Annotated in this window: 23 protein-coding genes and 1 pseudogene; 19 read left to right on the top strand and 5 right to left on the bottom strand. The window is 72.4% G+C overall.

Annotated features, from left to right (window positions below; translation table 11 throughout):
* The first annotated feature begins 24 nt into the window (after positions 1-24).
* Genes T328_RS27015 through T328_RS26960 form a run of 12 tightly spaced genes read left to right on the top strand, consistent with a single transcriptional unit; the run spans position 25 to position 11,888 of the window.
* Positions 25-831, top strand: coding sequence for an MlaE family ABC transporter permease (locus T328_RS27015; RefSeq protein ID WP_496498889.1), 807 nt, complete (start codon positions 25-27; stop codon positions 829-831).
* A complete protein-coding gene (locus T328_RS27010; RefSeq protein WP_496498790.1) occupies positions 828-2,108 on the top strand; it encodes an MCE family protein in 1,281 nt (426 codons plus the stop codon). The genes T328_RS27015 and T328_RS27010 overlap by 4 nt, the downstream gene beginning before the upstream one ends.
* The gene (locus tag T328_RS27005; protein ID WP_496498789.1) at positions 2,105-3,136 is read left to right on the top strand and encodes an MCE family protein; all 1,032 of its coding nucleotides are present in this window, start codon (positions 2,105-2,107) and stop codon (positions 3,134-3,136) included. Before T328_RS27010 ends, T328_RS27005 begins: the two co-directional genes overlap by 4 nt.
* Complete coding sequence (locus T328_RS27000) at positions 3,133-4,161, top strand: MCE family protein (protein ID WP_496498788.1); 1,029 nt, start codon at positions 3,133-3,135, stop codon at positions 4,159-4,161. The genes T328_RS27005 and T328_RS27000 overlap by 4 nt, the downstream gene beginning before the upstream one ends.
* Positions 4,158-5,333 carry an MCE family protein gene (locus T328_RS26995; RefSeq protein ID WP_496498787.1) on the top strand — a complete coding sequence of 392 codons (1,176 nt, stop codon included), beginning with the start codon at positions 4,158-4,160 and terminating at the stop codon, positions 5,331-5,333. Before T328_RS27000 ends, T328_RS26995 begins: the two co-directional genes overlap by 4 nt.
* Positions 5,330-6,541 carry an MlaD family protein gene (locus tag T328_RS26990; RefSeq protein WP_496498786.1) on the top strand — a complete coding sequence of 404 codons (1,212 nt, stop codon included), beginning with the start codon at positions 5,330-5,332 and terminating at the stop codon, positions 6,539-6,541. The genes T328_RS26995 and T328_RS26990 overlap by 4 nt, the downstream gene beginning before the upstream one ends.
* Positions 6,538-7,803 carry an MCE family protein gene (locus T328_RS26985; RefSeq protein WP_496498785.1) on the top strand — a complete coding sequence of 422 codons (1,266 nt, stop codon included), beginning with the start codon at positions 6,538-6,540 and terminating at the stop codon, positions 7,801-7,803. Before T328_RS26990 ends, T328_RS26985 begins: the two co-directional genes overlap by 4 nt.
* Positions 7,800-8,342: an Rv1363c family protein gene (locus T328_RS26980; protein WP_496498784.1), complete on the top strand. Its 543-nt coding sequence runs from the start codon at positions 7,800-7,802 to the stop codon at positions 8,340-8,342. The genes T328_RS26985 and T328_RS26980 overlap by 4 nt, the downstream gene beginning before the upstream one ends.
* Positions 8,339-9,190 carry a hypothetical protein gene (locus T328_RS26975; protein ID WP_496498783.1) on the top strand — a complete coding sequence of 284 codons (852 nt, stop codon included), beginning with the start codon at positions 8,339-8,341 and terminating at the stop codon, positions 9,188-9,190. Before T328_RS26980 ends, T328_RS26975 begins: the two co-directional genes overlap by 4 nt.
* 17 nt (positions 9,191-9,207) lie before the next feature.
* Positions 9,208-9,792 carry an Rv1363c family protein gene (locus T328_RS26970; protein ID WP_496498782.1) on the top strand — a complete coding sequence of 195 codons (585 nt, stop codon included), beginning with the start codon at positions 9,208-9,210 and terminating at the stop codon, positions 9,790-9,792.
* Between the two features lie 22 nt (positions 9,793-9,814).
* Positions 9,815-10,561 carry a hypothetical protein gene (locus tag T328_RS26965; protein WP_496498781.1) on the top strand — a complete coding sequence of 249 codons (747 nt, stop codon included), beginning with the start codon at positions 9,815-9,817 and terminating at the stop codon, positions 10,559-10,561.
* Positions 10,562-10,613: 52 nt separating this feature from the next.
* Positions 10,614-11,888 carry a lytic transglycosylase domain-containing protein gene (locus tag T328_RS26960; RefSeq protein WP_496498780.1) on the top strand — a complete coding sequence of 425 codons (1,275 nt, stop codon included), beginning with the start codon at positions 10,614-10,616 and terminating at the stop codon, positions 11,886-11,888.
* Between the two features lie 125 nt (positions 11,889-12,013).
* Here T328_RS26960 and T328_RS26955 read toward each other — a convergent pair whose 3' ends face one another.
* Positions 12,014-12,445: an OsmC family peroxiredoxin gene (locus tag T328_RS26955; RefSeq protein ID WP_496498779.1), complete on the bottom strand. Its 432-nt coding sequence runs from the start codon at positions 12,443-12,445 to the stop codon at positions 12,014-12,016.
* Positions 12,446-12,652: 207 nt separating this feature from the next.
* Between T328_RS26955 and T328_RS26950 the strand changes: the two genes are divergently transcribed.
* Together T328_RS26950 and T328_RS26945 are read left to right on the top strand one after the other, a co-directional pair.
* Positions 12,653-13,327, top strand: coding sequence for a TetR/AcrR family transcriptional regulator (locus T328_RS26950; protein WP_496498778.1), 675 nt, complete (start codon positions 12,653-12,655; stop codon positions 13,325-13,327).
* 129 nt (positions 13,328-13,456) lie between these two features.
* Positions 13,457-14,977 (top strand): MFS transporter, encoded by a 1,521-nt coding sequence (locus tag T328_RS26945; protein WP_496498777.1) that lies wholly within the window; start codon positions 13,457-13,459, stop codon positions 14,975-14,977.
* Positions 14,978-15,094: 117 nt separating this feature from the next.
* Here T328_RS26945 and T328_RS26940 read toward each other — a convergent pair whose 3' ends face one another.
* Together T328_RS26940 and T328_RS26935 are read right to left on the bottom strand one after the other, a co-directional pair.
* Positions 15,095-15,865, bottom strand: coding sequence for a dioxygenase family protein (locus tag T328_RS26940; protein ID WP_496498776.1), 771 nt, complete (start codon positions 15,863-15,865; stop codon positions 15,095-15,097).
* Positions 15,866-15,997: 132 nt separating this feature from the next.
* The gene (locus T328_RS26935) at positions 15,998-17,128 is read right to left on the bottom strand and encodes a questin oxidase family protein (protein WP_496498775.1); all 1,131 of its coding nucleotides are present in this window, start codon (positions 17,126-17,128) and stop codon (positions 15,998-16,000) included.
* Positions 17,129-17,613: 485 nt separating this feature from the next.
* On the opposite strand from T328_RS26935, the gene T328_RS26930 reads away from it, so the two are divergent.
* Positions 17,614-18,633 (top strand): sigma-70 family RNA polymerase sigma factor, encoded by a 1,020-nt coding sequence (locus tag T328_RS26930; RefSeq protein ID WP_496498774.1) that lies wholly within the window; start codon positions 17,614-17,616, stop codon positions 18,631-18,633.
* Positions 18,634-18,734: 101 nt separating this feature from the next.
* On the opposite strand, the gene T328_RS26925 is transcribed toward T328_RS26930, so the two are convergent.
* The gene (locus tag T328_RS26925) at positions 18,735-19,349 is read right to left on the bottom strand and encodes a TetR/AcrR family transcriptional regulator (protein ID WP_496498773.1); all 615 of its coding nucleotides are present in this window, start codon (positions 19,347-19,349) and stop codon (positions 18,735-18,737) included.
* A gap of 79 nt (positions 19,350-19,428) precedes the next feature.
* On the opposite strand from T328_RS26925, the gene T328_RS26920 reads away from it, so the two are divergent.
* The 4 genes from T328_RS26920 to T328_RS26905 all read left to right on the top strand — a co-directional run bounded on the left by T328_RS26920 (position 19,429) and on the right by T328_RS26905 (position 21,765).
* On the top strand, positions 19,429-19,734 hold the full coding sequence (locus T328_RS26920) for a hypothetical protein (protein ID WP_496498772.1): 306 nt from the start codon (positions 19,429-19,431) through the stop codon (positions 19,732-19,734).
* 95 nt (positions 19,735-19,829) lie between these two features.
* Positions 19,830-20,417, top strand: a complete 588-nt coding sequence (locus T328_RS26915; protein WP_496498771.1) for an NADPH-dependent FMN reductase — start codon at positions 19,830-19,832, stop codon at positions 20,415-20,417.
* Positions 20,418-20,549: 132 nt separating this feature from the next.
* The gene (locus tag T328_RS26910; protein WP_496498770.1) at positions 20,550-21,215 is read left to right on the top strand and encodes an HAD family hydrolase; all 666 of its coding nucleotides are present in this window, start codon (positions 20,550-20,552) and stop codon (positions 21,213-21,215) included.
* Positions 21,216-21,348: 133 nt separating this feature from the next.
* Positions 21,349-21,765: a hypothetical protein gene (locus T328_RS26905; RefSeq protein ID WP_496498769.1), complete on the top strand. Its 417-nt coding sequence runs from the start codon at positions 21,349-21,351 to the stop codon at positions 21,763-21,765.
* Here the strand turns inward: T328_RS26905 and T328_RS26900 are convergent.
* Positions 21,766-22,407 (bottom strand): annotated as a pseudogene (locus T328_RS26900) (IS5 family transposase); the annotation flags it as partial.

The following is a 22,407-nucleotide window of genomic DNA, read 5'->3' as shown; positions in this document are numbered from 1 at the left end:
GGGCGCCCCAGGCCCTTCCGGCTCCTGGACCGCCCGTTCGCCTGGCTCGACCAGGCCGGCGACCAGCTCATCTTCTACGTACGCGCGCTGCTGTGGGCGCCGCGCGCCGCCCGCCGCTACCTCAAGGAGGTGCAGCGGCTGCTCGCCGAGGTCGCCTTCGGCAGCGGCGGCCTCGGCGTCATCGGCGGCACCATCGGCGTGATGTTCGCGATGACCCTGTTCACCGGCACGGTCGTCGGCCTCCAGGGCTACGCGGCCCTCAACCAGATCGGCACCGCCGCCTTCACCGGCTTCGTCTCCGCGTACTTCAACACCCGCGAGATCGCGCCGCTCGTCGCCGGCCTCGCGCTGTCCGCCACGGTCGGCGCCGGCTTCACCGCCCAGCTCGGCGCGATGCGGATCAACGAGGAGGTGGACGCGCTGGAGGGCATGGGCGTGCGCTCCATGCCGTACCTCGTCACCACGCGCATCCTCGCCGGGGTCGTGGCCATCATCCCGCTCTACGGGATCGGGCTGCTCAGCTCCTACCTCGCCTCGCGCGCCGTGACGGTCTTCTACAACGACCAGGCCGCCGGCACGTACGACCACTACTTCAACCTCTTCCTCTCCCCGACCGACGTGCTCCTGTCGTTCATGAAAGTGCTGATCTTCAGCGTGATGGTGATCCTCGCGCACTGCTACTACGGCTTCCGCGCCACCGGCGGCCCCGCCGGCGTCGGCGTCGCCGTGGGGCGCTCGGTGCGTACCGCGATCGTGCTGATCGCCGTCACCGACTTCTTCCTCAGCCTGGCGATCTGGGGCACCACGACCACGGTGAAGGTGTCCGGATGAGCGGCCCGGCGCACACCACGGGACGCAGGTTCGCGGGGCTGGTCTTCCTGCTCGTGCTGGCCCTGCTGGCGTGGCTGTCGGTGGCCGTCTACCACAAGGAGTTCACCGACACCGCGACCGTCACGGTCGAGACCGGCAGCGTCGGCAACGAGATGCACCCGTACGCCGAGGTGAAGATGCGCGGCGTCGTCGTCGGCGAGGTGCGGGAGATATCCGCCGAGGACGGCGGGCGGACCGCGAGGCTGACGCTCGCCCTCAAACCCGGGGAGCTGGACCGGATACCCGCGGACGTCTCCGCCCGGATGCTGCCCACCACGCTGTTCGGCGAGCGGTTCGTCTCCCTCGTCCCGTCCGCCGACCCGGCGCCCGGCACCCTCGCAGAGGGCAGCGTCATCCCGCAGGACCGCAGCGAGAACGCCATCGAGCTGGAGCAGGTGCTCGACAACGTGCTGCCGCTGCTCACCGCCGTGAAGCCGGACAAGCTGTCCGCCACCCTCACCGCGATGGCCGACGCCCTCGACGGCCGCGGCGCGAAGCTCGGCGACACCCTCGTCGAGCTGGACGCGCACCTGAAAAAGCTCAACCCGCACCTGCCGACGCTCAACCGCGACATCCGCGAACTCGTCGAGTTCGGCCACCTGTACGCGGACGCCGCCCCCGACCTGATCGGCGCGCTGCGGGACGCGACGACGACGAGCGGCACCATCGCCGAGAAGCGCGCGGACCTCGGCACCCTGTACGGCACGACGACGGTCACGGCACAGGACCTCGGCACCTTCCTGCGGCAGAACCGGGAGAACATCATCCGGCTGTCCGCCGACAGCCGCCCCACGGTGGAGAAGCTCGCCGAGTACGCGCCGTCGTTCCCCTGCACGCTCCGTACCCTCGCCGGCTTCGTCCCCGTCATGGACAAGGCGCTCGGCAAGGGCACCGACCGGCCCGGCCTGCACGTGGACGTCGAGGTGCTGCCCGAGCGCGGCAAGTACGTACCCGGCCGGGACACCCCGCGCTTCGACGCCGGCGGCGGCCCCGAGTGCTACGGCGTCCCGTACACCGGCGCACCCGCCCGCGGCGGCGCCGCGGCCGGTGAGCCGCGGTCCGCGAAGACCCTCGCCACCGACGACGACGGCCTCGGGCTGCCCAACTCGCCGGCGGAGAACCAGCTCGTCAACGAACTCCTCGCGGCCGGCACGAAGAGCCCGCCGGCCGACCTGCCCGACTGGTCCAGCGTGCTCGCCGGACCCGTCTTCCGCGGGACGGAGGTGCGCCTGAAGTGAACAGAAGAAGCCTCGCCGGGCCCCTGATCAAGTCCCTCGTCTTCATCGCGGTCACCGCGCTCGCCACCACCGCGCTCGCGTTCTCCATCGCCAACACCGGCGTCGGCCCCACCGACGCCTACCGGGCCCGGTTCACCGACGTCACCGGCCTGGTCGAGGGCGACAGCGTGCGCGTCGCGGGCGTGAAGGTCGGCGAGGTCGAGTCCATCGAGCTGAGCGGACGGCGGTACGCGCAGGTGGAGTTCACCGTACGCGAAGGGCGCGAGCTGCCCGCCTCCGTGGGCGCCTCGGTCAAGTACCTCAACATGGTCGGCCAGCGCTACATCGACCTGGAGCAGGGCGAGGGCCCGGTGGGCGAGACGCTCGCGCCCGGCGGCACGATCCCGCTGGCGCGCACCCGCCCCGCGCTCGACCTCACCCAGCTCTTCAACGGCTTCCAGCCGCTGTTCCAGGGGCTGTCGCCGTGGGACACCAACAAGCTCGCGAACGAGATCGTCCAGGTGCTGCAGGGCGAGGGCGCAACGGTCGACAGCCTCGTCGAGACGGTCGGCTCGCTGACCACCACCCTGGCCGCGAAGGACAAGGTGATCGGCGAGGTCATCGACAACCTCACGGAGGTGGTGGAGACCGTCAACACCCGCGAACAGGACTTCAACGACCTGCTGGTCACCCTCCAGGACCTGGTGTCCGGCTTCGCCGACGACAAGAAGCCGCTCTTCCGCGCCGTCGACGCCATGGGCGATCTGACGACCAGCACCGCCGGCCTCGTACGCGACGGCCGCGCCCCGCTGAAGGAGGACATCCGCCAGCTCGGCCGGGTCTCGGAGCGGCTGGCCGACAACGCCCCGCTGGTGGCGGACTTCCTTGAGCAGACGCCGGTGAAGATGGCCACGCTGGGGCGGCTGGCCTCGTACGGGTCGTGGTTCAACCTCTACCTCTGCGAGGCGAAGGTGGCCGGCGTGCGCACGTCCGACGGCAGCGAGCCGCCGACCGGGATCTCCGTGACCCAGCCGAGGTGCGAGCGATGAGACTGCCGGGGCTGAAGCCCGTACGCGAACGCAACCCCGTCGCGGTGGCGCTGGTGGGACTGCTGGTCCTCGCCGTGGGCGGGTTCGCGGCGTACCGCGCCGAGGCGCTGCCCGGCGTCGGCGGCGGCACCTCGTACACCGCCCACTTCTCGGAGTCGGCGGGGCTGCGCTCCGGCGACGAGGTCAGGGTCGCGGGCGTGAAGGTGGGCGAGGTCACGGACGTCGGACTCGACGGGGACCGGGTCGCGGTGGACTTCACCGTACGGGACGCCTGGATCGGCGACCGGTCCACCGCCGCCATCGCCATCGAGACGCTGCTCGGCGAGAAGTACCTGGCGGTCGACCCCCTAGGCGACGCCCCGCAGGACGCCGACCGGCCCATCCCGGTCGGCCGCACCACCGCCCCGTACGACGTCACGCAGGCGTTCCAGGACCTGTCCTCGACCGTCGGCGAGCTGGACACCGAGGCGCTCTCCGAGAGCTTCCAGGTGCTGTCGGAGACGTTCGAGAACACCCCGCCGGACGTGCGCAAGGCGGCGACGGGCCTGTCGGCCCTGTCGCGGACGATCTCCTCCCGGGACGCGGAGCTGGCCCGGCTGCTCTCCGGCAGCAACGAGATCACCAAGACGCTGAAGAACCAGAACGAGACCTTCGAGACGCTGCTGAAGGACGGCAACGACCTGCTCGCCGAGGTACGCGCGCGGCGCGACGCGATCCACGCCCTGTTCACCGGCACCCGCGACCTGGCGAAGGAACTCGACGGGCTGGTGGAGGACAACGAGAAGCAGCTCGGCCCGACGCTCGACGCCCTCGACCGGATCACCGACGTGCTCCGGGACAACGAGAAGAACCTCGACAAGGCGCTGGCCACGGCCGGTCCGTACTACCGCCTGGTCGGCAACACCCTCGGCAACGGGCGGTGGTTCGACAGCTACCTGTGCGGGCTGGTGCCCAGGGAGTACGCGCCGGACGTCGTGCCGGACGCCGGGTGCAAGCCGCCCAAGCCGAAGGGGGGCCGCTCATGAGCACGAGGAGGACCCGGCCCGGCCCGGCAGCGGCCCGGCGGATGCGCGCCGCCGCCCGCCGCCTGCGGGGCGCGAGGCCGGTCGCGCTGCTGGTGGCCGCGGCCGTGCTGGCGGCGGCGGGCACCTGGGGCGTACGGGCGCTCACGGGCCCCGAAGGCAAGGCGGTCACCGCGTACTTCGACTCCGGGGTCGGCCTGTACAGCGGCTCTGACCTCAAGATCCTGGGCGTGAAGGTGGGCACCGTGGACTCCGTCGAGCCCGAGGGCGACCGGGTGCGGGTCGAGCTGACCCTCGACCACGACGTCCAGGCGCCCGCCGACGCCCGGGCGGCGGTCATCGCGCCGAGCGTGGTCTCCGGCCGCTACGTGCAGCTCAGCCCGGCCTACACCGGCGGGCCCGAGCTGGCGGACGGCGACGAGATCCCCGTCGAACGGACCGCCACCCCCGTGGAGATCGACGAGCTGTACGCCTCCCTCACCGACCTCAGCGACGCCCTCGGCCCCGACGGCGCCAACGCCGAGGGGGAGCTGAGCGAGCTGCTCGAAACCGGCGCCCGCAACCTGAAGGGCAACGGCAAGGAGATCGGCGACAGCATCGATCAGTTCGGCGACGCCACCCAGACGCTCTCCGGCCGCAGCGACGACCTCTTCGGCACGATCGGGAACCTGCAGTCCTTCACCTCGATGCTGAAGCGGAACGACAAGCAGGTGCGCGACGCCGAGCGGCAGCTCGCCGACGTCGGCGCCTTCCTCGCCGAGGACAAGGACGAACTGGCCGCGGCGCTCAAGGAGCTGGGCGCGGCACTCGGCAAGGTGCAGGGGTTCATCGAGGACAACCGCGGCCGCATCAAGGACAACGTCGGCAAGCTGGCCTCGCTCACCCGCACGCTCGTGGACAACCGGGCCTCGCTCGCCGAGGCGCTGGACGCCGCGCCGCTCGCGACGGACAACCTGCTGCGCGCGTACAACCCCGGCAAGCGCACCATCGACGGCCGCGGCAACCTCAACGAGCTGAGCTTGGGCGGCACCCCGGACGCCGACGCCGCGAACGCCGGCACCGGCACCGAAGGGCTGGTGCCGGCGGCGCCGGAGCGGCGCGCAGAGCTGCCCGGGCTGCCGCTGCCGGCCGTCGGCGACGTCTACGGAACGCCGGAGCAGGGAGGCGGCCGATGAGGTGGCACGTCAAGCCGGTCGTGGGGCTCGCCGCCGCCGCGCTCGTCCTCGCCTCGCCGTTCGCGCTGATGAGCGTCTACGAGAGCGCCGACGTCGAGTTCACCGGCATCCAGGATCTGCCGCTGCCCGGCGGCGCCGACCTCGGCGACCATCCGTACGAGGTCACCGCCGAGTTCGAGGACGTGCTGAGCCTCGTGCCGCAGTCCGCGGTACGGGTCAACGACGTGGCCGTCGGCCGGGTCACCGACATCGAGGTCGCCGACGACGGATGGACGGCGATGGTCACCATGAAGGTCAACGGCGACGTGCGGCTGCCGGCCGGCGCGTACGCCCGTATCGAGCAGTCGAGCCTGCTGGGCGAGAAGTACGTCCAACTGCTCGCCCCGCCCGACGAGAAGCGGGTCGACGCGCAGCCGGCGGCCGGCCTCGGCACCGCCCCCGGGGACGTGACCGCGGCCGTCCTCCCCGGCTCCGGCGGGCAGCGGCCCGACATCCCGCTGGCGCGCACCAACCGCAACCCGGAGGTCGAGGAGGTCTTCGGCGCTCTGTCCATGCTCCTCAACGGCGGCGGTATCGAGCAGCTGCGCACCATCAGCCGGGAACTCAACAAGGCGCTGGACGGCAACGAGCCGGAGATCCGCTCGGTGCTGCGGCGCGTAGACACCCTGATGACCAGCCTCGACGACAACAAGGAAGGCATCACCGACGCGCTCGACAGCGTCAACCGGCTGTCCGCCACCCTCGCCACCCGCAAGACCGCGATCGGGACCGTGCTCGAAGACCTCAGCCCCGGCATGAAGGTGCTGGAGGAGCAGCGCGGCGCGCTGGTCACCATGCTGCGCTCCCTCGACCGGCTCTCCGATGTCGCGGTCGGGACCGTCGACGCGAGCAAGGAGGACATGATCGCCGACCTCAGGGCGCTCGGCCCGGTGCTGAAGAACCTCGCCGACGCCGGGCAGGCGCTGCCCGTGTCGCTGGAGGTGCTGTTCACGTACCCCTTCACCGACGAGGTGCTGAACGGCGTGAAGGGCGACTACCTCAACATCTACCTGGCGGTGACCGCCCCCCGCGGTACGGAGATCATCCCGCCGATCACCGAGGACCCGATGCCCCACTCCGGCGACCCGGGCGGGACCGCCGCCCTGCCGCTGCCGTCGGTGGCGCCCACGGCGCCCGGCGGCGAGACGTCCGGGGGTGAGAGCCGGTGATCACCAGGTCCGTCATCGTCAAGAACATCGTGTTCGCCATCGTGGCGGTGCTGGTCATCGGGTACGTCGGCGTACGCTACGCCGACCTCGGACGGTACGTCGGCATGCGCGACTACTACACGGTGCGCGTCGAACTCGCCGAGACCGGCGGCCTGTTCACCCACGCGGAGGTCACCTACCGGGGGGTGTCCGTCGGGCGCGTCGGGCCGATCGAGCTGACCGGCACCGGCGTCGAGGCCGAGCTGCGCATACGCGACTCGGCCCCGCCGATCCCCGCCGACCTGTCCGCCGAGGTCGCCAACTACTCCGCCGTCGGCGAGCAGTACATCGACCTCAAGCCCGCCGACGACTCCGGCCCGTACCTGGCGGACGGCGCCGTCATCGGCCGCCAGCACACCGCGACGCCCGCGCCCGTCACCAACCTCCTCACCAGCGTCGACTCCTTCGCCACCGCCGTGGACACCGGCGAGCTGCGTACCGTCGTCGACGAACTCGGCGACGCCTTCGCCGGGCAGGGCGAGAACCTGCGGCGACTCCTCGACACCGGCAGTGAGTTCGTCCGCGCCGCCGACGAGGCGCTCCCGTACAGCACCCGGCTGATGATCGACGGCGAGACCGTGCTGCGCACGCAGAACGAGTCCGGTGAGGCGCTGAAGGAGTTCGCGGACGGCGCCGAGGAGCTGACCGCGCAACTGGAGCGCTCCGACGGCGACCTGCGCCGCGTCATCGAGGCCGGGCCGGGCGCGGCGAACCAGGTCACCGGGCTGCTCCGGGACCTCGACCCGAGCCTGAGCGTCCTGCTGGCGAACCTGCTCACCACCTCGGACGTCGCGGTCACCCGGCAGGACGGCCTGGAGCAGCTGCTCGTGCAGCTGCCGCAGGTGGCCGCCGCCGGCTCCACCGCCATCACCTCGGACGGCGCGCGCTTCGGCCTGGCGCTGAGCTTCTTCGACCCGCTGCCCTGCACCCGGGGGTACGGATCCACGGCGTACCGCAACGGGCTGAAGACCAGTCCGGCCGGCTTCAACACCGCCGCCCGCTGCACCGCCCCGGCGTCCAGCGGCGTGAACGTCCGCGGCTCCGCGCACTCCCCGGGCGGCGGCGGAGTGCCGGAGCCCGCCCGGCCGGGATCCGGCCTCGCGGACGACCGGCCCGGCACCCGCACGGCGCCCGGTGCCCTACCTGGCGCGCTGGGACTTCCGTCGGTCGGCGACGGGCCGCGCGACATGGCCGGGCTGCTCGGCCTGGAGGAGGCACGATGAGCGCGCGGTCGCCGTACGTCCCGAAGGCGCCGCGGCGGCAGACGTTCGCCGTCGTGCTCGCCGCCGCTCTGGTCCTCGCCTTCGCGGGCTTCTCCGCCTGGCGCTACGCCGCCGCCGCGACCCGCGACGACCTGGACTTCGGCCGCGAGCGCGACCGCGTGCTCGCCGCCGCGCAGGCCCACGTGGGGACGCTCAACAGCATCGACGCCGCCGATCCGGACGCCGGCCTGGCGCGCTGGCTGGACGCCACCACGGGGCCGCTCCACGAGGACCTGCGCCGGTCGCGGGCCGCGAGCGCGGACGCGTTCGAGCGGTCCGGGGTCACGGCCCGCGCCACGGTCACGGAGGCCGCCGTCACGGAGCTGGACATGCGCGCGGGTACGGCGAAGGCGCTGGCCACGCTGCGGGTGGAGACGCGCGGCGGGGACGCCGGGGCGGGCACCGACCGCAAGCGGTTCGAGGCGGGCCTGGAGCGGACGGGGGACGGCTGGAAGATCGCGTCGCTCACCGCGATCACCGTGGAGGGGAGCGGGACATGAGCCGGGACAGCAGAGCCGGGGTCGCCGCCCCCGCCCCCGCGCGCAGGCGCGAGCGGGAGCGGGAGGCGGCGGAGCCGGTGGAGGCGGTGGACTCGGGGGAGCCGGGGGAGCCGGGGGAGCCGGGGGAGCCGGCGGGACCGAAGGAGCCCGTGGAGCCGGCGGCGGCATCGGTGGACTCGGCGGAGCCGGCGGGACCGAAGGATCCGGTGGAGCCGGCGGCGGCATCGGCGGGGTCGGCCGAGTCGGCTGGGTCGGCTGGGTCGGCGAAACCCGCCAAACCCGCCGACCCTGCGAAACCCGCCGGCCCCGCAAGACCCGCGGATCCCGCGGATCCCGTGCCCTCCCCGGCCCGGCGCCGCTGGCGGGTCGGCGGCGTCGCGGGGCTGGTGCTGCTGCTCCTCGCCGGTGCGGGACTACTCGTCCAGGCCGCCCGGCTGAACGGCGACGACGCGCTGGCCAACCGGGCGCTCACCGACGCCGCCGGCACCGCCGCCGTCGCCGGCGACGTCAGCAACGCGCTCAGCAAGGTGTTCTCGTACGCGCCCGAGGACCCCGGCGTCACCGCCCGGGACGCCGACGAACTCCTCGCCGGCCGCGCCCGCGAGCAGTACCGGCAGCTCTTCGGCCGGATCGAGCAGCGCGTCGTCTCCCAGGAGCTGACGCTGACGACCCACGTCGTACGCGCCGGAGTGATCCGGCTCGAAGGCGACGACGCCGCGTTGCTCGTCCTGCTCGACCAGGTCACCGAGCGCAGGGGCGAGGACCCGACGAGCGTCGGCGCGCAGCTGTCCGTGACCGCGGAGCGGCAGGACGGGCGCTGGCGCATCACCGATCTGAAGTCCCGCTAGCGAAAGGGCGGACCGACGTGAGCTTGAGGAAGAACCCCCTGCTGGCGATGGCCCTCGTGGCGACCGCGCTGGCGGCGGTGCTCGCGGCGTGGGCCGGGACCTCCTGGTACGCCGCCGCGCACGACGACGCCGCGGACTTCGCCGCCGCCCGGGACGACGCGCTGGCCGCCGCCCGGCAGACCGTGACGAACCTCAACACCCTCGACCACCGCGAGGTGGACGCGGGCCTGGACCGGTGGGAGGCGTCCGCCACCGGCGAACTCCTCGCCCAGCTGCGGCAGGGGCGCGAGGGGTTCGAGAAGGAGGTGCGCAAGGCGGAGACGGTGACCACGGCCGAGGTGCTGTCGGCGGCGCTGACCGAGCTGGACGAGCGGGCCGGGCGGGCCGACGTGCTGGTCGCCGTCCGCATCACGGTCGCCGCGCCCGGGGAGAAGCCGCAGGCCAAGGCGAGCCGGATGCTCGGCGAGGTGACCAGGACCGGCGACGGCTGGAAGCTCAGCGCCCTCGGGCAGGCGCCGGCGGGTGACTCCGCGGGCGGGGACGCGGGCGAGGGCACGGGCACGGGCTCGGGGTCGGGTCAGGCCGGCCAAGCCGGACAGTGAACTTCCGGAGAGGACCGCACAGATGTCGACCACCCGCCACCTGATCAACCGGCGCCGCCGCACCGCACCCCCCGCCGAGGAGTCCCCGGCCGCGGGCCGCCGGCAGGCCCCGGCCGCCGTACGGGCCAGGACCCGGCCGCGGCCCGCGGCTCCCCGGCCCGCGGACGGCACCGGGAAGCAGAGCCCGGCCCCGTCCCGCCGGCCGCGCCGCCGGACGGAGCGTACCGGCGCACGGGAGCGCGGCTCCGGGGCCGCAACCGCGCGGCGCGGCGGGCGGCTTGTCGCCGCGCTCGGCGCCGCCGCCGTGCTGCTCGGCTGCTTCGCCGCCTTCGCGGCCGTGCGGGCGAGCGGGGGCGACGACCCGGCCGCGGAGAACGCGGCGCTCGTGGACGCGGCGCTGACCAGCGAGGTCAAGGGCGGCGCCGGGGAGGCCGTGGAGGCGGTGTTCTCCGTCGACTACACCGACCTCGGCGAGAACGAGAAGGCGGCCCGTACGTACCTGACCGGCGAAGCCGTCGAGCAGCACCGGCAGATGCTCGGGGACGTCCGCACGCAGGCGCCGGAACAGAAGCTCGTCCTCACCACCACCGTTACCGACTCGGCGGTGGAACTGGCCGACGACGGCGCGGCCCGCGTGCTGGTCTTCGCCGACCAGCGCAACACCCGTACCGACACCGACGAGACGTCGTACGGCGCCGCCATGCTCGCCGTGGACGCGGTCAGGGACGGCGACAGGTGGCGGATCTCGAACATCGACACCTTCGGCTGACGACACGACGACCAAGCACCGCAACCCGGCCGCCGGGAGGGAAGGTTCATTCATGGCTTCACTCGACAGGTTGCGCCACAGCGCGGCGACGGCGGCGCTCGCCGCGGCGGCGATGGTCGCGCTCACCGCGTCGCAGGCCCCGGGCGGCGAGGACGGCCGGGCGTCGGACGGCGGCGTGGCGGACCGGCTTGACACCGGGTCCGTACTGCCGCCCGGCACGCCGGGAGACGGCCAGTACCACACCGAGATCCCGCCGCTGCAGGGCATGGACCCGACCGTCGGCGCGCAGCCGACGCCGCCCGCCGTGATCGAGCAGCAGTCGGGCGTGCCGGCGACCGTGCTGGCCGCGTACCGGCAGGCGGAGCGGCGTCTCGCGGGCAGCGACCCCGGCTGCGGGCTTGAGTGGGAACTCCTCGCCGCCATCGGCAAGGTGGAATCCGGCCACGCGCGGGGCGGCGCGGTGGACGCGCAAGGCACCACCGTCACCCCGATCCTCGGCCCGGTGCTCAACGGCGACGGCTTCGCGAACATCTCCGACACCGACGGCGGCCGGTACGACGGCGACACGGGCTACGACCGGGCCGTCGGGCCCATGCAGTTCATCCCGTCGACCTGGGCGGGCTGGGCCGCGGACGGCAACGGCGACGGGCGGTCCGACCCGAACAACGTCTACGACGCGACGCTGGCGGCCGGACACTACCTGTGCGCGGGGGCGCGGGATCTGCGGGTGCGGGCCGATCTGGACCGGGCGATCCTCAGTTACAACTACTCCCGGGACTACCTGAACACGGTGCTGGCCTGGCTGGGTTTCTACCGTTCCGGCGTGCACGCCGTACCCGACGGCGCCGGCGTGCTGCCGGCCAGTCCCGGTGCCGGCAACCGCGGTTCGGTGCCGCCGAAGGGCAGCCGCAAGTCGCCGGGTGAGCCGGGCGGCGGCATCGAGGTGGGTCCGCGGCCGAGCACGCCGGGCGGCGGCTCGGGGGACCCGGGTGATTCCGACTCCGGTGGCTCGGGTGGCTCGGGCGGCTCCGACGGTTCCGACGGCGGTACGGGCGATCCCGGCGGTACGGGCGGCGGCGACTCCGGCGGCGGCGACCCGAGCCCCGGCCCGGGCCCGAGCGACCCGGCCGACACCGGCGGCACCGGCGACCCGGGCGGCACCGGTGACCCCGGCGGCGACCCCGGCGGCACGGGCGACCCCGGTGACCCGGACCCGAGCGACAGTTGCTCCGCCGACCCGGGCGACTCGCCGTCGCCCAGCCCGAGCGACCCCGGCGAGTCCCCGTGCCCCGACGACTCCACCTCGCCGGACCCGGGCACCACCTGACCGGGCGGCGTGACGTGACGTGACCGGGCCACTGCCCGGCCCGTACGCCCGGACGCGCCACCGCCCGTCACCGGTCTGGCCGGGACGGGCGGTGGTGGTGTTGTTGTTGTGCGTACGCGGTCCGCTCAGGGCAGCAGCGTGGCGTTGAGCGTGATGTTCTCGACGCCCGCCAGCGCCTTGCTCACCGGGCAGTTCGCCTTGGCGTCCGCGGCGGCGGCCTGGAAGTCCTCCTCGGACAGCCCCGGCACCTTCGCCTGCACCGTCAGCACGATGCCGGTGATGCCCTCGCCGGGCTGGAACGTGACGTCGGCGCTGGTGTCGAGGGCCTCGACCGTGTGGCCCTTGCCCGCCAGGCCGTGCGAGAAGGCCATCGAGTAGCACGCCGAGTGGGCCGCCGCGATCAGCTCCTCGGGGCTGGTCTTGCCGCCGGGCTCCGCGGAGCGGGCCGGCCAGCTCACGTCGTACGTGCCGATCTGGGAGGACTCCAGGGCGACGGTCCCCTTGCCCTCAAGCAGGTTCCCCTCCCAGTGGGTCTTCGCGGTGCGGGTGGTTGCCATTGCGGTCAGCCTCCGAGTCTGGAGCGAAAGACGGTACGTGCCCAAGTTATCGGTGCCGGTGGGTCCGAGCGCGCCCGGCCCGCGGCCCGGCACCCGCGTGGCGCAGATCACAGCAGGCCCGGGAAATAGCGGGGAGTGCCTCCCCGTTTAGCCAGGTGTCCGAACGAAACGGGGAGCGAATCCCCGGAAGCCACCAGGGAGGCAACCATGGGCACGGGCAAGGGCGCCACGCTCCCCGCGCAGCGACAGCGGCAACGTCAGCCGCGACTGCGTGCCGATGCTTCCCGCAACCGCGAACGGATCATCGACGCCGCCCGGGAGGCGTTCGTCGAGTGGGGCCCCGACGTCCCGCTCGACGAGATCGCCCGCCGCGCCGGCGTCGGCAACGCGACGGTCTACCGGAACTTCGCCGACCGCCGCGAGCTGATCGTCGAGGTGACCCTGGAGTCCATGCGCCGCATCACGAGCCTGGCGGAGGCCGCGCTCACCGACGACGCCGAACCGTTCGAGGCGCTGCGGCGCTTCGTGCACCGGGGCGCCGACGAGCGGATCGGGGCGCTGTGCCCGCTGCTCGCCGACGGCTTCGACGCGACGGCGCCCGAGGTGGCCGCCACCCGCGACCGGCTCGACACTTCGCTGGAGAACCTGATGGCGCGGGCCCGCGCCGACGGCACGCTCCGCGACGACGTCGGCGTCGGCGACCTGATGGTCGCGCTCGCCCAGCTCACCAGGCCGCTTCCGGGTCTGGCGTGCGGTGTGGGGTTCGACACGTTCGTGCACCGGCACCTGGAGCTGTTCGTCGACGGGCTGATGAATCCGGCCAGGTCAACGCTGTCCGGCAGTGCGGCCACGTTCGAGGCTCTGCGGCAGAGGGGCACGTAAATGAGGTGATCCGCGCGCGATGAGTCTGTTCTGATCATCAGGACTCGTCTTCCACGTTCCACGCCCTCCGTGGCGATTCGTACCGATTTCTTAGTGATCAAACCCTGAACTCGAATGGTGGGTACCCCCATGCCAGAAACGGCACTTCAGCCTGATCCGAGGCGCTGGAAAGCCCTCGCGTTCATCGCTGTCGCCCAGCTGATGGTCGTGCTCGACGCGACCATCGTGAACATCGCGCTGCCCTCCGCGCAGGAGGACCTCGGCATCTCCGACGGCAACCGCCAGTGGGTCATCACGGCCTACGCGCTCGCCTTCGGTGGCCTGCTGCTCTTCGGCGGTCGCATAGCCGACCTCTGGGGCCGCAAGCGCACCTTCATCACCGGCCTCATCGGCTTCGCCGCCGCCTCCGCGCTCGGCGGTGCCGCGACCGGCCAGGCCATGATGTTCGGCGCCCGCGCCCTCCAGGGCGTCTTCGGCGCGCTGCTCGCGCCCGCCGCGCTGTCCCTGCTCGCCGTCCTCTTCACCGAGGGCAAGGAGCGGGCCAAGGCGTTCGGCATCTACGGTGCCATCGCCGGTGGTGGCGGCGCCGTCGGGCTCATCCTCGGCGGCGTGCTGACCGACTACCTGGACTGGCGCTGGACGTTCTTCGTGAACATCCCGTTCGCCGCCGTCGCCGTCCTCGGCGCGATGGCCGTCATCCACGAGCCCAAGGGCACCAGGAACCGCTCCTCGCTCGACATCCCGGGCGTGCTGCTGGCGACCACCGGACTGGTGGCGCTGGTGTACGGCTTCACCCGGGCCGAGTCGCACAGCTGGACCGACACCGTGACGGTGGTCATGTTCGTCGCGTCCGTGGTGCTGCTGGCCACGTTCGTGGCGGTGGAGTCGAAGGTCAAGAACCCGCTGCTGCCGCTGCGCGTCCTGCTGGAGCGCAACCGCGGCGGTGTCTACCTGTCGCTCGGCCTCGCGGTCATCGCGATGTTCGGCGTCTTCCTGTTCCTCACCTACTACCTGCAGATCGTGAAGGGCTACAGCCCGGTCAAGACCGGTGTCGCCTTCCTTCCGATGATCGCGGGCATGATCACCGGCTCGACGCAGATAGGCGCCCGGCTGATGACCCGCGTGCAGCCGCGGCTGCTGCTCGCACCCGGCTTCCTCGTGGGTGCGCTCGGCATGCTGATCCTGGCCCAGATGGAGCCCGGCAGCTCGTACACCACGGTCGTCCTGCCCGGCCTCATCCTGCTGGGCCTCGGCCTCGGCACGGCGTTCATGCCGGCCATGTCCCTGGCCACCTACGGGGTGGAGCCGCGCGACTCCGGCGTCGCCTCGGCGATGATCAACACCTCGCAGCAGGTGGGCGGCGCCATCGGCACCGCGCTGCTGAACACGATCGCGGCCAGCGCCACGACCGACTGGATCTCCTCGCACGCCAGCGAGGCCCGCACTCTGGGCCGCGAGGGCTTCGCGAACTCCGCGGCCGTGCAGGGCTACTCCACCGCCATCTGGTGGGCGGTCGGCATCCTGGTGATCTCCGCGGCCCTCGCGTACAGCCTCGTCACCACCAAGGCCCAGTCCGGGCACGAGGCCGCCGCCGGCGGCGACGGCAAGGGCGTGGAGGACAAGGTGCAGGCTCCGGTAATGGTCCACTGACCGCGCGGACGCGCTGACTCAAAGGCGAGTTCAGGGCTGAGCGAAGGCCCCTTTCCGTCCCTCGGGGGGACGGAAAGGGGCCTTTGCCGTGCTTGTCGTACGAGACTTGTATGAGACTCAGCCGAGTTGGAGGGAGCGCTTCGCGAGCCCCATCCAGAAGCCGTCGATGACGCTGCGCTGGGTGGGCAGGTCGTCCTCGGCGGCGCCCAGGGTGACGAACAGCGGGGCGAAGTGCTCGGTACGGGGATGGGCCAGCCGGCCGGCGGGCGACTTGCGCGCGAAGTCCAGCAGCGCGTCCACGTCCTGCGCCGCCAGCGCCTCCCGGCCCCAGGCGTCGAACTCCGCGGACCACGCCGGCGGGCCGTCGCCGACGTAACGCAGCGCGGCGAGGTTGTGGGTGAAGAAGCCGCTGCCGACGATCAGCACGCCCTCCGCGCGCAGCGGCGCGAGCCTGCGGCCGAGCGCGAGCAGCCGCCCGGGGTCGAGCGTGGGCATGGACACCTGCAGCACGGGGATGTCGGCGTCCGGGAACATCTCCACCAGCGGCACGTACGCGCCGTGGTCGAGGCCGCGGTCGGGGAAGTCCTGCACGCCGTCGCCGGGGGTGCGCAGCAGCTTGCGTACGGATTCGGCCAGCTCGGGGGCGCCGGGGGCGGGGTAGCGGACGCGGTAGTAGTGCTCGGGGAAGCCCCGGAAGTCGTAGACCAGCGGGACGGTGGCGGTGGCGCCGAGGGCGAGCGGGGCCTCCTCCCAGTGCGCGGAGACCACGAGGATCGCGCGGGGGCGGGGCAGAGCGGCGGCCCACGCGGCCAGCTCGGCGGGCCAGACGGGGTCGTCGGCGAGCGGTGGGGCGCCGTGGGAGAGGTAGAGCGCGGGCATGGTGGGCATGGTGGGTCGCCGCCTTCTGGTCCCGGTGAAGTTTAGACTTCAATCAACCATACCCGCGCTCGGCCACTCCCTTCGGGGCGCCGGGGCGCCGGGGCGCCGGGGCGAGAAGCTGGGGCGCCGGGGCGGGGAGCTTCAGAACTTCGGCTCGATGAGCGCGACCGACTGCAGCGCGGCCACGCGCGCGATGTCGTCGCCGACGTCCAGCGCGGTGTCGACGAACTTGATCGTGTGCTCGTCCCCGTGCGCCGCCGCCCGGGTCAGCAGCTCCTCCGCGGCTGCCGCCGGATCCCCGGCCGGCGGCGCGGGGATGCACTCCGGCGGCAGCGGGCCGGCCGGCCCGTACGCGGCGGTGACGGCGGCGCTCGCCGCCCACGCGGCCCCGTAGCTGGGCACCCACAGCTCGCGGGGGAGCGCGGGCAGGGCGCGGAGCACGGCGTTCGGGGCGGTCGCCGCGTGCACCAGCATCACCGGCTCGCCATGCCCGTACTCCGCATAGCGGTGGACCGCGGCCCGTACCAGCCCGGCCAGCGCCTCGCGGGCCTCCTCCGGCGTACGCGCCGGGACCAGGGCGCTCACCGCCGCCGGCCAGCCGGGCGTCGACTCCGGCGTCAGCTGCGCCAGCCGCTCGCGGATGCCGCCGGACTGCGCGGGCACCGCGGGGACGGCGGCCAGCGCGGCGTCCGGAGCGGCGGTGCCGGCGGGGACGGGGGCGCTGGGCAGGCGGGCGTAGCGGGCGGCCCAGTAGCCCAGGGCGTGCGCCAGCTCGGCGACGCGGGGCGCGGTGAGGGCCCGGCCGGCGGCCTCGGCCTCTTGCAGGGTGCGTACGGCGTGGCCCGCGCGGATCACCGTGTGCGTGGCGGCGCCGGCCAGGCCCGGCAGCAGCCGCGGCCACCACTCGGCCAGCACCTCGCGCCACGGGCGGGCGTCGAGTTCGCGGGCGAAGTACGCCGGCCAGTCGCCGAGCCGCGCCGGATCGCCGAGCGCCTCGCGCCAGCCGGCGGGGTCGATGGGCCGGGCCTCCGGCGGCATGTCCTCCAGCTTGTCGCGATAGTGGTCCAGCCAGCGGTGCACGGTCGCGGCCCGGTCGCCGTGCACCAGGGCCTCGACGGCCATCGGCCCGTGGTTGGTCAACCAGCCCCGCCTCTCGGGGCCGGCGGCGTGCAGCCGCTCCAGTGCCTCGTCGAGCACTCCGCTCGTGTCGTCGCCGCGGGTGCTGCCACCCGGGCCGGTCTCCGTACGTGCGTCCTCACGGCTCGTATCCATGCGGGCGACGCTACGACCGCCGCCGCCCGGTCCGTAACGGGCGCGGGACCTAGGTCCCCGGTAGGCCCGCGTAGGTCTGCAGGGGCGCCTCGTACCTCTCCGGGCCGAGGCGGCCGACCCGCTCTTTCCGGCCGCCTGAGCAACCAGAAGGCCGCGCGCGCCGTCCTCACAAGGGGAAGGCGGGCCAGGACGGCCCCGACCAGGGGGGAAGGTCTCGATGCCGGATGTGGTGGGCATCTCACGGAACCTTGGCCGCCGGCATCGGCGCAGGGCGGCGCGGCTCTGCGGCCACCGGGCCTGACCTGGGCCTCTCCGGCCCGTACGAGCCGCCGGAGGCCAGCTGCAGGCGGGCAGGGTACTGCAAGATCACGGAAATCGGTGTACCCGAGGGGAATTCTGTCCTGATTCCCGTCGTTGGACAGGGTGGAACGGGCACCCGGTAGGTGTCGGACCACCAGTAGGAACTCACTCGCAAGGGAGCACGCATGGCAACCCGTGCCGTCGCCCGCCGCCAGGCCGAGACCCCGGCCGGCGGGGCAAGCAGCGCTCGCGGCGCTCGCGCCAGGAGCGGCGAGATCGCCGACCGTGACCTCGTCGGGATGTACCTTGACGAGATCGCGCGGACGCCGCTGCTCGACGCCGCGAAGGAAGTCGAGCTCTCCCTGGACATCGAGGCCGGCGTCTACGCCGAGAAGCTGCTCGCCGGCGAGGCGAAGCCCGAGGCGGTGGACGCGCCGAGCGCGTCGGCGACCCGGGAGGAACTCGAAGCGATCGTGGCCCAGGGCGAGCGCGCCAAGGACCTCTTCATTCGCTCGAACCTCCGGCTGGTCGTCGCCGTCGCCCGCCGCTACCCGCGCAGCGGGCTGCCGCTCCTCGACCTGATCCAGGAGGGGAACGCCGGTCTGGTGCGCGCCGTCGAGAAGTTCGACTACAAGAAGGGCTTCAAGTTCTCCACGTACGCGACGTGGTGGATCCGCCAGGCCATCACCCGCTCCATCGCCGACCAGTCGCGCACGATCCGGCTGCCCGTCCACCTCGTCGAGGAGCTGGGCCGGATCCGGCGCGTACAGCGGGAGTTCAACCGCGAGCACGGCCGCGAGCCGGAGCCCGCCGAGGTCGCCGCCGAGCTGGGCTCGACGCCGGAGCGCGTGACGGACGTCCTCGACTGGGCCCGCGACCCGGTCAGCCTCAACATGTCGGTGGACGACGAGGGCGAGACCCAGTTCGGCGACCTGCTGGAGGACACCGGCGCGGACTCGCCGGAGGACTCGGTGCTGGTGATGATGCGCCGCGAGGAGCTGGAAGACCTCATCGGCCGGCTGGAGCCGCGCACCGCGTCGATCATCAAGGCGCGGTACGGCATCGAGGACGGCCGCGAGCGCACGCTGACCGAGGTCGGCAAGCAGCACGGCCTGACCCGCGAGCGGATCAGGCAGATCGAGAAGCACGCGCTGGTCGAACTGAAGAAGCTGGCCCGCGACACGGGCTTCGAATCAGCCGCGTAACCCGCCGCTCGCCCCTTGAACCGCCCCCGGTGTCTCCCCCCGACACCGGGGGCTTCCGCATGCGTAGCCTCCGCGGTGGCCGGCGAGACGAGGCACTTCACTCACGCACACAGGGTGCGCTCGGCGGTCGCCAGAAGGGTGTCGACGACCTGCCCGACCGGCGCGTTCCGACCGGTGTAAAGCAGGTCGAAGCTGTCAAAGCCGGTGAGCAGCCAGAGCACGTCGGCGGCCCGCTCCGCGGTGTTGTCCGGGCGCAGCAGCCCCTGCTCGGCCAGGCGGTCCGCGAGGTGCCTCATGCCTGCGGCCCGGCCCTGTTCCAAACGCTGGACCGCGCCACCGACCGCGTCGGCGTCCAGGAGCGCCATCGAGTGCAGCGCACGTAGGACGTCCCGGTGGGCGGCGTACATCTCGACCACGCCCTGGATGCAGCCGCGTAGCCCTTGGCGGGCGTCGGGGTGGTCCGCGATCTCCATCATCGACTCGAATCCGCCGCGCTGCTGAAGGTCCGCGCCGACCGCGTCGAACAGTCCGGAGCGGGAGCCGAAGACCAGGTACACGGTGGGGCGCGCCACCCGAGCCGCCTGGGCGATGCGGTCGATGCTGACCGGCTTCGCCGGCGCCTCGCGGAGTTGTTCGCAGACCGCATCGAGGATGCGCCGCCGGGTTGCCTGTGCCGTCTCCGCACGCAAGCGCTGCTCGTACTTCCGGGTGGCCATGGCCCCATCGTAGTTCACTTGACAGCCTGTTTTCTGAAAGACAGAGTGTCTTCTGAAATGAGCTGCTGGAGGAGGAAGAGTGGCCGCGCAACACGTGATGATCCGGTGGAAGGTCAGGGCCGATGCGCTGGAGCGGCATCAGGAGATGCTCCAGACCGTCTACGCGGAGCTGGAGTCGGTCCGGCCGGATGTCCTGCGGTACGACACGTACCAACGTGAGGACGAGGTCACGTTCGTGTCCTTCGTGAAGCTGGCCAACGGCCCGGGCGTGCTCGGCACCCTCGACGCCTTCGAGCGCTACCGGACGGAACTCGACGCGATGTGCGAGGAGCCCCCGTCGCTGACCCCGCTCGACTGCGTCGGAGAGTACGCCACCGAGAAGTGATCGGGCGCCGAGCAGCGCCCTCGACAGGCGAGCACGGCCGGCCGCACCAGGCATTCACCCGTAAACAGCATCAGTTGCGGAGAGGCGGAATCACCATGGCTTCATCGGCCGAGCAGACCCCGGTCAAGGTCGGGATCATCGTCGGCGCCACCCGGCCCGGCCGCAAGGCCGGCACCGTAGCCGATTGGGTCAGCGGCATCGCCGCGGGGCGCGAGAAAGCGATCTTCGAGATCGTGGACATCGCCGACCACGCCCTGCCGCACTTCGACGAGCACATGCCGCCCCTCCACGGCCAGTACGCCCACTCGCACACACTCAAGTGGGCCGAGAAGATCGGCTCGTTCGACGCCTTCGTCTTCGTCACGCCCGAGTACAACTCCTCCATCCCCGGCGTACTCAAGAACGCCATCGACTACCTCGCCGCCGAGTGGAGCGGCAAGCCCGCCGGCTTCGTCGGCTACGGCATGGAGGGCGGCGTGCGCGCGGTCGGGCACCTGCGGGTGATCCTCGAAGACCTGAAGGTCACCGGCGTGCGGCCGGCGGTGGAGCTCAGCCTCCCGGTGGACTTCGCGGACTTCACCGTGTTCAAGCCCAGCGAGGGCAAGGACAAGCAGGTCCTCGCCATGCTCGACGCGCTCCTGGCGGAGGCCCGGCGCCCGAAGGAAGAGAACCAGGCAGCGTAACGCCGCTCAGCTATGACCACATAGATGGGGCGTAGTCCCAACCTCACGGCGCCCCAGCACCGGTCGAACGCAGCCAGTGTCCGCGAAGTGGCCCTGGCGTCGAACGGGACCAGGTGGTCAGGATCTTGAGCCATGCGTGCAGTCGTCTTCGATATGGATGGGACGCTCTTGGACAGCGTCCCCACGGTGTCCCGGGCATACGCCGACGCGATTCAATCGCTCGGCGGCCCGCTGGTCACGCCGGATGAGGTGGTCGCCGGCTGGCATGTCGGCCACACGGAGCTGGTTCTGGCACATTTTCTCGGCCGCGCATGCGGCCCCGCCGAGGTCGAACGCTTCCATGCGCACCTGGACCCGGCGATCGCCGAGCTGCGCCCCTTCCCCGGCATCCCGGCCCTGCTCGACCACCTCACCGACGCGGGCCTGCGGCTCGGCGTGTTCACCGCGGCCACGCGGCGAGCGGCCACGAGCATGCTCGCTGCCGCCGGGATCGACATGCGGTTCGAGGTGGTCGTCGCCGGCGATGACGTGGACCGGCCCAAGCCGGCGCCGGACGGGCTGTTGTTGGCCGAGCGGCGGCTCGGAGTTCCGGCCGAGGCAACCGCATACGTGGGCGACGCCGAAGTCGACCTCGGCTGCGCCCACGCGGCGGGGTCGCAGGGCGTGCACGCCGAATGGGGCGCACGCGCCGGTGTCCGGGCCGGAACTCACCTGGTCGCCGTGCGTCCGTACGATCTGATCGACTTGCTGGCGCCGCCTGGCAGGCACACCGTCAGCCCTGTCATAGCCACTCGTTGATTGCCGCGACCAGCACGGTCACCTAGGTCATTTCGTTCGGATCATCGAACCCTTGGCATGCGAGCGCGCCTATCGAGTGCGGTGCCTCCGGGGGCCCCTGTAGCCTGGCGTCGCTGATGTTGGGGGGCTGACCGTGGAGAACATCCTGTCCGTGGCCATTGGGGCCGCTATCGGCCTCATAGGGGTGCTGTTCGGTTCGTGGTTTACCGCTCGCCGACAGGACCGCATGTGGCTGCGCGAACAGAAGCTCAAGGCCGGGATCGGCTTCAACACGGCCGTAGTTCAGCTACTGGACTACCTGAAGGAATCACAGCTGAGTGACGACGGCCCTGGAGCCAACGAATTGGTGAACCGGATGCAGGAAGCACGCTCAGCTCTCTACCTGCTCTGCGCCAGCGACACTGTCGATCTCGCCAATGCTCTCACGCGTCGGGTGTGGAGCACCCGGCCCACCGACGGCAGGGACGACCGCCGGGCCGAGTTCCGGGAGACGTTGGACCTCCTGCGCCGCTTCACCCGCCAGCTCCGGCAAGAGATCGCCAGCTCGTAGTCTTCGTCGGTTCACCGGGCGGATGCCGCGCCTGCGCAGGTGCTCGCGGATCGCGCGGGAGGAGTACGCCTTGTCGGCCAGCACGACCTCGGGCTTGGTACGGGGCCGTCCTCGCGGTCGGGGGACGCGCAGGCGTGACATGACCTTCGTGAAGGCGGGAGCGTCGCCGGCCTGTCCGGCGGTGACGTGGAAGGCCAGGGGCCGACAGTTGCCGTCGGCAGCGAGGTGGATCTTTGTGGTCATTCCGCCGCGGGAGCGGCCAATGGCATGGTGGTCAGGCTCAGCAGCCGGGGCCCCTTTTTGCGGGCCCCGGCCGCGTGTGGTGAGCACGCACGAGGGTGGAGTCCACCGAGACGGCCCAGTTCAGATCCTCGTCCGCATCAGCCTGGGCCAAAAGTGCGGTGAACCAGCGGTAGACCAGGCTCGCCCGGGGTCCGCTCTGCGCCGGGGGGCGGCCGACGAGGGCGACGGCCAGGGGGTTCTGGACGAGGATCTCGTGCAGGTCGGTGATGATCTGGGCGGGGGTGGCGGTGAGCTGGTCCAGCAGGCCGAGGAGGCCGGGCTGTACGTGTGCGGTCGTGCCGTACGCGGCCGGGGGGAGGGGCCGGTCGGCGAGGTGGAAGAGGTGGTCGCGTTCGTCGC

The organism is Streptomyces sp. CNX435 (assembly GCF_059570575.1).
Note: the sequence above shows the minus strand (reverse complement) of the source record. Positions and strands in the feature narration are given on the sequence as shown.

Excerpts from the sequence above, each read along its gene's own strand:
- T328_RS27010 (WP_496498790.1), top strand. The coding sequence starts at position 828 with ATGAGCGGCCCGGCGCACACCACGGGACGCAGGTTCGCGGGGCTGGTC.
- T328_RS27000 (WP_496498788.1), top strand. The coding sequence starts at position 3,133 with ATGAGACTGCCGGGGCTGAAGCCCGTACGCGAACGCAACCCCGTCGCG.
- T328_RS26995 (WP_496498787.1), top strand. The coding sequence starts at position 4,158 with ATGAGCACGAGGAGGACCCGGCCCGGCCCGGCAGCGGCCCGGCGGATG.
- T328_RS26990 (WP_496498786.1), top strand. The coding sequence starts at position 5,330 with ATGAGGTGGCACGTCAAGCCGGTCGTGGGGCTCGCCGCCGCCGCGCTC.
- T328_RS26980 (WP_496498784.1), top strand. The coding sequence starts at position 7,800 with ATGAGCGCGCGGTCGCCGTACGTCCCGAAGGCGCCGCGGCGGCAGACG.
- T328_RS26975 (WP_496498783.1), top strand. The coding sequence starts at position 8,339 with ATGAGCCGGGACAGCAGAGCCGGGGTCGCCGCCCCCGCCCCCGCGCGC.
- T328_RS26965 (WP_496498781.1), top strand. The coding sequence starts at position 9,815 with ATGTCGACCACCCGCCACCTGATCAACCGGCGCCGCCGCACCGCACCC.
- T328_RS26960 (WP_496498780.1), top strand. The coding sequence starts at position 10,614 with ATGGCTTCACTCGACAGGTTGCGCCACAGCGCGGCGACGGCGGCGCTC.
- T328_RS26955 (WP_496498779.1), bottom strand. The coding sequence starts at position 12,445 with ATGGCAACCACCCGCACCGCGAAGACCCACTGGGAGGGGAACCTGCTT.
- T328_RS26950 (WP_496498778.1), top strand. The coding sequence starts at position 12,653 with ATGGGCACGGGCAAGGGCGCCACGCTCCCCGCGCAGCGACAGCGGCAA.
- T328_RS26945 (WP_496498777.1), top strand. The coding sequence starts at position 13,457 with ATGCCAGAAACGGCACTTCAGCCTGATCCGAGGCGCTGGAAAGCCCTC.
- T328_RS26940 (WP_496498776.1), bottom strand. The coding sequence starts at position 15,865 with ATGCCCACCATGCCCGCGCTCTACCTCTCCCACGGCGCCCCACCGCTC.
- T328_RS26935 (WP_496498775.1), bottom strand. The coding sequence starts at position 17,128 with ATGGATACGAGCCGTGAGGACGCACGTACGGAGACCGGCCCGGGTGGC.
- T328_RS26930 (WP_496498774.1), top strand. The coding sequence starts at position 17,614 with ATGGCAACCCGTGCCGTCGCCCGCCGCCAGGCCGAGACCCCGGCCGGC.
- T328_RS26925 (WP_496498773.1), bottom strand. The coding sequence starts at position 19,349 with ATGGCCACCCGGAAGTACGAGCAGCGCTTGCGTGCGGAGACGGCACAG.
- T328_RS26915 (WP_496498771.1), top strand. The coding sequence starts at position 19,830 with ATGGCTTCATCGGCCGAGCAGACCCCGGTCAAGGTCGGGATCATCGTC.
- T328_RS26910 (WP_496498770.1), top strand. The coding sequence starts at position 20,550 with ATGCGTGCAGTCGTCTTCGATATGGATGGGACGCTCTTGGACAGCGTC.